The organism is Pontibacter sp. H249 (genome assembly GCF_037892465.1).
GTDB lineage: Bacteria > Bacteroidota > Bacteroidia > Cytophagales > Hymenobacteraceae > Pontibacter.
On record NZ_JBBKTR010000018.1, the window covers coordinates 93,379 to 101,619 of the forward strand.

The 8,241-nt window shown below is 33.8% G+C and carries 7 protein-coding genes; all 7 read left to right on the forward strand.

From position 1 onward, the window contains the following. The first annotated feature begins 17 nt into the window (after positions 1-17). Entirely contained in the window at positions 18-2,558 is a 2,541-nt protein-coding gene (locus WG943_RS18485; RefSeq protein ID WP_340411282.1) for a glycoside hydrolase family 99-like domain-containing protein, read from the forward strand. 105 nt (positions 2,559-2,663) lie between these two features. Beyond that, positions 2,664-3,389, forward strand: a complete 726-nt coding sequence (locus WG943_RS18490; protein ID WP_340411283.1) for a rhamnan synthesis F family protein — start codon at positions 2,664-2,666, stop codon at positions 3,387-3,389. Between the two features lie 2 nt (positions 3,390-3,391). Beyond that, positions 3,392-4,225, forward strand: coding sequence for a hypothetical protein (locus tag WG943_RS18495; RefSeq protein ID WP_340411285.1), 834 nt, complete (start codon positions 3,392-3,394; stop codon positions 4,223-4,225). An 8-nt stretch (positions 4,226-4,233) separates the two neighbouring features. Beyond that, positions 4,234-6,387 (forward strand): glycosyltransferase, encoded by a 2,154-nt coding sequence (locus WG943_RS18500; protein ID WP_340411288.1) that lies wholly within the window; start codon positions 4,234-4,236, stop codon positions 6,385-6,387. 7 nt (positions 6,388-6,394) lie between these two features. Continuing rightward, positions 6,395-7,192, forward strand: coding sequence for an ABC transporter permease (locus WG943_RS18505; protein WP_340411289.1), 798 nt, complete (start codon positions 6,395-6,397; stop codon positions 7,190-7,192). Positions 7,193-7,197: 5 nt separating this feature from the next. Beyond that, positions 7,198-7,950, forward strand: a complete 753-nt coding sequence (locus WG943_RS18510) for an ABC transporter ATP-binding protein (RefSeq protein WP_340411291.1) — start codon at positions 7,198-7,200, stop codon at positions 7,948-7,950. Between the two features lie 39 nt (positions 7,951-7,989). After that, positions 7,990-8,241 (forward strand): GDP-mannose 4,6-dehydratase (locus WG943_RS18515; protein WP_340411292.1); only part of this gene is annotated, 252 nt, incomplete at its 3' end.

Below are 8,241 nucleotides of genomic sequence, written 5' to 3' on the forward strand. Positions count from 1 at the left end.
TTATTAATTTATATAAAATGAAACTTTTACAAAAGTATAAGTCAGCTGTAGAAAATATTGAGGAAACCGAGGTTAATTGCTTTATTTCTACGACTAATGATCCTCAAATCTGGTTTGGATTTAATTCCCCTCTAGAATATGGCTGGTATAAATTTCAAATTAAAGCGAATTTCAAAAACATTCCTTTTAACCATATTACATCAAAATTATATTTTGATTTTAATGGTCTTTTCTCTGAGGATACAGCTTATGAATTTAGCTTGAGTAACGGCTACTTAACAACGTTTTATATAAAAATAAACCAAAACTGTAATCAAATACGATTTGATCCACATGAAAATATAGCAGGCAATGTAGAGTTCTCTATTGACACCTTCAAACTTATTAGACAAAGTAAATATGGTGTATTTTTAGACCAGCTGTTGAAAAACCAATCAAGGGTTAAAGGATATTTTGTTGGAAGTATCAAAAGCCTTGGCGCCAATATTTATAACTTTAAAAAGAATATAAAAGCGAATGCTATAGAATTCATAGAATTACCCAAGACGGCGTCATTAAGCAGAGAGTCAGCTTCTGGAGAGAAGGTGTTCTGCGACATGACCTATTTTATGAAGAACAGAAGCGGGGACTATAAAGAGATGAGGGAGTTCTCTGTTGTAAATACTGCAATCAAAACAATAGCTTTTTATTTGCCTCAGTTTCATCCGATAAAAGAAAATGATAACAATTGGGTAAAGGGATTTACTGAATGGACTAATGTGACAAAAACATTTTCCCAATTTGAAGGACATTATCAACCACATTTGCCTGGGGATTTAGGTTTTTATAATCTCACAGATAAATCAGCAATAAAGAAGCAAATAAATATTGCAAAGCACTATGGTATATATGGATTTTGTATTTACCACTATTGGTTTGAAGGTAAAAGAGTATTAGAGACACCTCTAGATTTAATCTACAACAATAAGGATTTAGACATCAACTTTATGCTTTGCTGGGCAAATGAGAACTGGACCAAAAGATGGGATGGTTTAGACAGTCAAGTTCTTCTAAAACAAAATCATAATACAAAAACTGATCTAGAGTTCTTAGACTCTATTAAAGATTATCTTTTAGACAAAAGGTACATCAAGTATGATGCTAAACCAGTACTAATGGTTTATAAACCAACATTATTTCCAGATTTCAAAGAGACTGCTTCACACTGGAGAAAAGCAGCTAAAGAAATGGGTTTTCCAGATTTGCATTTAATAAGTGTAAAAGGCTTTGGATGTGAGGATCCAGCAGAATTTGGATTAGACGCTTTGGTTGAATTTCCGCCAGCAACACCTGCAGGGTACATTGAGCTAGATACTCATGATAAGGCAACTATAAAGCTCAACAATCCAGAGTTTTCTGGTAAAATATATGACTACAGGAAAGTAGCTAATAACATGAAGCAAATGAAGTATCCTGAGTATAGAGTTTATAAGGGTGTAATGCCATCGTGGGATAATACAGCAAGAAGAAATAATGATGGTCACATATTTCATTACTCATCACCAAAAGTTTATCAGGATTGGTTACTTGAGGCAGCTAGATATACAAACGAGAGATATGACAAAGATAAGTTTTTGTTTATAAATGCTTGGAATGAATGGGCTGAAGGTACCCACTTAGAGCCAGACCGATTTTATGGCTTTTCTGTGCTTGATGCAACAGCACAAGTGTTAGAATATTTCCCTAATAGTATAAATGTAAGTTTCACTAAAACAGTTGAGTTAGGATTTTGTATTCATATTTATTATCATGACTTGTGGAATGAAATAGATTCATATTTGGGTAACTTGAATCTAAACTTTCATTTGTTCATAAGTATTGTTGATCAAGGAAGTGAATCAGAAGTACTTAGAGAGACTATACTGAAGAAATATCCGACTGCTAAAATTAAGTTAGTAGAAAATAAAGGTAGGGATGTTTTACCGTTTATTTTATTTATAGATGATATAATAGAGAGTGGTTGTAAGTATCTGTGCAAGATACATTCTAAAAAATCAAGTCATAGAGAAGATGGCCACGTCTGGAGAAATGAACTGTTAGCAAAGCTTGTAGGTAATGAAGAAACTCTAAATTACATAAGGCAATATTTTGAGCAGTATGAGAATATCGGAATAATTGGCCCTGAGGGACACATATTAAATACTAAAAACTATTGGGGTGATAATAAACCCTTGGTAAAAAAATTAGCGACAAAACTTGGCTATGAAATAAATGATGAGTTTCATTTTATTGCAGGTACTATGTTTTGGATTAGAGTGGAGGTATTAAAGGTCTTTAGAGAATTAAATCTGAATGCAGAAGATTTTGAGACTGAAGATAAATTAGTTGGTATCAAAGATGGGACATTAAGCCATGCAATAGAAAGGATATTCTCAATATGCTGCTTCTTAGATGACAGAATTGTTACTGATACTCGTTTATTTAATTGGCATAATATCTTGCCTTTCAAAGAAATCAAACGTTATGATCCAAATAACTACAGTTTTGCTGTTCCAATTCCTGATTCACATATTAGCTAAATGTAGCACTGGAGTACTTCCTGAGGAGTTTTATAAAGTATCTTATTTGTTTGATGAAAAGCTGCTGACTATCAGCTCAGCTTCGAAATAACTGACTTACTCAAAATGAATTTTAGAATCGCCGTTTTTTACCATATATTTTATGAGGATAGCTTAGACGATGTTTTACAAGAATTAGCAGTGTTTGATGGTAAAGAGGTATACTTTTTTATTAACATATGTATCGATACTCCTAATAATGAGTTCATCTCTAAAGTATTAAAAGAAAAGCTAGAAAACTGCTTTATCACACTTTCATCTAATGTTGGTAAGGATATTGGAGCAAAGCTTAACCTTGTTGCTCTATACTTGAGACTTGACCTAGACTGTGACTGTTTTGTATTTCTTCATGATAAAAAGAGTCTACAGGCTTTAAAAAGTAATTCTTGGAAAAGAGACTTATTAAAAATTTTATCTACTGAGTCTATTGAGAAAATTAGTAACCACTTTAGTGATAATAATTGTGGTATCGTAGCCGCAAATAAATACATCTTAGAAGAGGAGTTCAGAAATTATCAGTTTGAAGGTAGTACTAACTCTGTATTCCTTCTAGAGTTAATGGGTAGTTTTAATATAAATCCTCCAAATTATAAATATGTAGCAGGTACAATGTTTTGGGTTAAGGTTAAGCCATTGCTAAACTTTTTTAATGCTAACTGCCCACTTGCAATTAGAGCAAGTTTGGAAGAGGGTAACGTGCTAGATAATTATTGCGGCAGCAGAACACATGCATGGGAGAGATTGCTTAGTTGGATAGTAACCTCACAGGGTTACTTAATAAAGGGGGTCTGATAATGATATCAAATATATTATCTAATATATATATTGATCAAATTTCTGAGGAAGCTAGAAAATTTCATAATGTCACAAGTAAATGCATAAATGTAATTATTCAGAGTCCTGTAGAAATTAATGATGAATTGATAAAGTTGTTAATTGGATGTGACTTTAAATTTATTGTGACGCTATCTTTTAGTGGGAACTTGAATCTTCAGGATAAAACTTATCAAGACCTATACTTGATTACGTTGTTAAGTAATTATTATAGAGTTGGAGGTTTGGCAGTCATTCCAGTGTTTAATAGCCATCCCAGCCATTCAGTGTCGCATTTAGTTAGCAAAATAGAATCCGTCTTCTCAGTACAAAGGAACAACAAAATTTTATTACCTGTATTTTCTATATTTGATTCTTCACAACAAATAATTGATGACAAAGGAGTTACACTTGTACAGCCCGAAATGTTTAGCAGTTATGAGTTTCAAACCAAACTTCTAACTCATCTTGTCAATAGAAACATATCATCACTAATATTATGCAGACCGCTAAATGCAGCCTCAAGAAGGGCTGAACAAGACAACAACTGTAGCATTGGCGTTTGTCTTAATACGGTGATTGAGCAAAAGAATGAAGTAGAAAATTTAATTCATGAGAAAAGTCTATTACAGGAAAGGGTTGAAGTGTATCGCAACTTTTTGAATATTAGTAAGGAAATACAAGAAAAGGAATATAAAGAGGTCTTAGATTGGTATCATAAAGAATATGAAGTATTACCGTTGTGGTTTAAGAGAATTGGGCATCTTGTTAAAGTAATGCTTGGTAAACGGTCTATAGGATCTATATTCAAGTAAAATCTAATATGCAATACTGGCTATTAACCACTGAGTACCCCCCATTTTATGGAGGAGGCATTAGTACTTACTGTTTTAATACAGCGAGAATGCTTGCAGAGAGAGGATATTATGTTACAATATTTCTTAATGATGAAGTTGTAGATGACTATATAGTTGAAGAGCAGGATAAAATCAGAATTATCCGATTTAATGCCTCTACTGGAGAAACTAATCAGTTCTTAGGGTACGCTGCAAATCTTAGCTATCGGTTTCTTGAGATTGTAAAAACTTTTATTAAGAGTGAAGGAGCACCTGATATAATTGAATCTCAAGAATATCTAGGAATTGCATATTATTTGTTACAGCATAAGTTCATAAGATACGAATGGTATAAAAATACAAAGTTTATCATTACACTTCATTCTCCTGCATTTTTATATCTGGAATATAATCAGGTGCCACTCTTCCAATATCCAAACTATTGGATAGGTGAGATGGAGCGTTTTTGTATCATTTCAGCTGATATATGTATCTCACCTAGCTCTTATTTGATAGAAGAGATAGAAAAAAGAATGTATATCGATAGAAATAAGATACATCATGTACCAAATCCTTATTTTGCAGACAGTAATGAAGTAAAAAAGGCTAAGGCTGAAGATATTGTATTTTTTGGTAAGCTTTCTCCTCAGAAAGGAACATTTAAGTTAGTAGATTATTTTGTTGAACTATGGGAGGAAGGGTTTAATGAAAAGCTCTTTCTAATTGGTGGTCAAGAAATAGTTTACCATCCAGAGGGAAAGAATATGGGAGATGTAGTTAGACAGAAGTATGCTAAGTTCATTTCTAATAAACTTTTAATAATAGAAGATAAGTTACCACCAGGTAAAATTAAGGAGAGGCTAGAGAGTGCAAAGGTTGTTATAATACCTAGTATTGTCGATAATCTACCATACGTAGTTATGGAGATGATGAATATCGGCTTAGTAGTGTTAGTGTCTAAGCAAGGCGGGCAATCCGAGATAGTTGAAGATGGCATTAGTGGCTTTGTTTTTGACCATACTGATAATTCTAGCTTCTTTAATAAACTCAAAAGGGCCTTATCTTTAACATCTATAGAAAGAAGTCACATATCATTAAATGCTGTTGAGAGAATCAAAAGTGAGTATAACTATAACTTAACTTTTGCTCGGAAGAGCAAAGTAATTGAATTCCTAAATAAGGAAAGTACACCTTTTGAATATCCGTTTGTGCATGTTCATTCCCAAGAGTTTATCATAGGCGATATTAGTGGGGTAGAGAGTAAATTATCTGTTATTGTGCCATATTTTAATATGGGCACCTATATTGAGGAAACTGTAAACTCAATTCTATTGTCAGATTACACTGATATTGAAATTATTATTGTAAATGATGGAAGTAATGATATTGATAGTATACATAAACTTAACACACTAAAGGGAGATACAAGAATTAGAATTATAGATCAAAAAAATGAAGGACTAGCAAGTGCAAGAAATAGAGGTGCTAAAGAAGCTAAAGGAGTATTTATTGCTTTTTTAGACTCAGACGATAAAGTAGATCCAAGGTATTTCACAAAAGCAATTAATGTATTAAAATTATATAGCAATGTTCATTTTGTTGGATGTTGGACACAATATTTTGAAGGATCTAAAAAGGTGTGGCCAACTTTTAATCCAGAACCTCCATTGATTTTGTATCATAACTTAGTGAATTCAAGTGCTTTGGTTTACAAAAAAAAATCATTTCTGAAAGCGGGCCTAAATGATATACACATGCCTTTTCAAGGTTTGGAAGATTATGAAAGTGTAATCTCTATGGTAACATCAGGTTATTGTGGTATTGTGCTACCTGAAGTTCTGTTTTACTATAGAGTGAGAAAGAAGTCAATGATTAGAAACATTACAAAGGTAAAAAAGCAGATTCTTATAGAGTATATAACACAAAAGCATCGGAAAGCATATTCAAATTATGGAATAGAAATTTATAACCTCTCCTCAGAAAACGGTCCCGGAATATTTCTGGATAATCCAACATTAGACTATGATGTTATTAATAGATTGCCATTTGGACAAAAAATCAATCAAAGAATAGTATCAACTTTAAAAAGAAACAAAAAAGCTAAACAATTCGCCTACAGGATATACAAACTGTTAAAATAATATTTTTATGATTACAGCTATCATTAGTGACTGGTACAAGAGCTCCAACAAAATGGAGAGAATTTGGCTCTTGGCAAAAATTGAATTCAAACTTAGGTATTATGAAAATAAGTTAGGCTTGTTTTGGGCTCTATTGAAGCCTGTGATGGATATCGGTATTTATTATGTCGTGTTCCAGATCATAATGAAGCAAGATGTCCCTGCATTTGCTTCTTACTTATTTATTGGACTAATCCTTTTCAACTTTTTTATTGAATCTACAAGTGGTACAATACAGCTGTTAAACACTAAGAAGTACCTGTATGAATATAGTAACATGAATAAAATAGAAATCTATATATCTACAATCTTAAGTAGTGTTATAGGATTTTCATTCAATTTTATTATGTTTCTGATATTTTACTTCTTCTTGGAACCAACTTCATTAGGACCCTCTATTTTTAATTTATGGATGCCCGTGATATTTGTCAATCTTTTTATCTTATCACTAGCTGCATCACTTATACTTTCTAATATTTATGTGATTGCAAAGGATATAAACCAAGTGTGGCAAGTAGTTTCTACTTTCTTGTTTTTCTTATCTCCAATTTTTTACAAATTAGTTTCATTCAGAGAGGCACTTCCTAACTTTGATTATGCGAATCCTCTTGCTGGAATAATTATTAATGCAAGAAATGTGATGATGTATAATAGTCAACCTGATATGGAACTACTTTTATTCGACTTTATGTATGCTATATTTCTTCTGTTCATTGGTCTTATTCTTTTAAACAAACTTGGCTCTAAAGCTGCTGAAAAGCTTTAATTCTTATGGGAAATACTACTACTGTTGATCGTGCGGTTGCTATAAAGGCAAGAAATATCAGCAAGACTTTTAAAATATCAGAGGATAGTCATAATACTGTTAAACATAGGTTGTTCAATTTATTCAATCCTCCTAAGACTAAATATGTGCCTTCACTTAAGAGTATGTCGCTTGAAATTATGCAGGGGGAATGTATTGGTTTGTTAGGTAGAAACGGCTCGGGTAAATCTACTCTTGTAAAGCTTTTGGCAGGTGTGTATCCAACTGATAGCGGCTATGTGAATATAACCGGCTCTACAATGCTGATGAATCTTGGCGTAGGCATGAGCCACGAACTAACTGCTAGGGAGAACGTGTATGTTTCTGGATCAGTACTTGGCCTAAAGATAAAAGAAGTTGATGCTATCTTTGACGAAATCATAGAGTTTGCTGAACTCGAGGGCTTCGTTGATACAAAGATCAAATTCTTCTCATCAGGTATGGTTGCCAGGTTGGGTTTCTCGATAGCCGTGAAGGCAGGAGCGGATATCATGTTCCTAGATGAAATCTTCGCAGTAGGGGATGCCAAGTTTCAGGAGAAGGCAATCAAGGTATTCGAAAGCTCCTGGATAAAAGGAAGAACCGTGATCTTGGTTAGTCACTCCATGGATGTAATAAGGCGGTACTGCAACAGAGCTGCTTTTATGAAGCAGGGGGAACTGATATACTTTGGTGATACTGAAGTAGCGATAAGTAAGTATATGGAGGACAACCAGTAGGTTGGTAATAAAGGGATTAAATAAGTTAATTTTAAACCATTGAGTACAACAAAAATATTAATTACCGGAGGGGCCGGCTTCATCGGCTCTCACGTGGTGCGCCTGTTCGTCACCAAGTACCCGAACTACCGGATCTACAACCTCGACAAGCTGACCTACGCCGGCAACCTGGCTAACCTCACCGACATTGAGGACAGGGAAAACTACACTTTCCTGAAGGGCGACATCGTGGACGCTGCATACCTGGAGGAGATCTTCTCAGAGCACAGGTTCGACGCGGTGATCCACCTG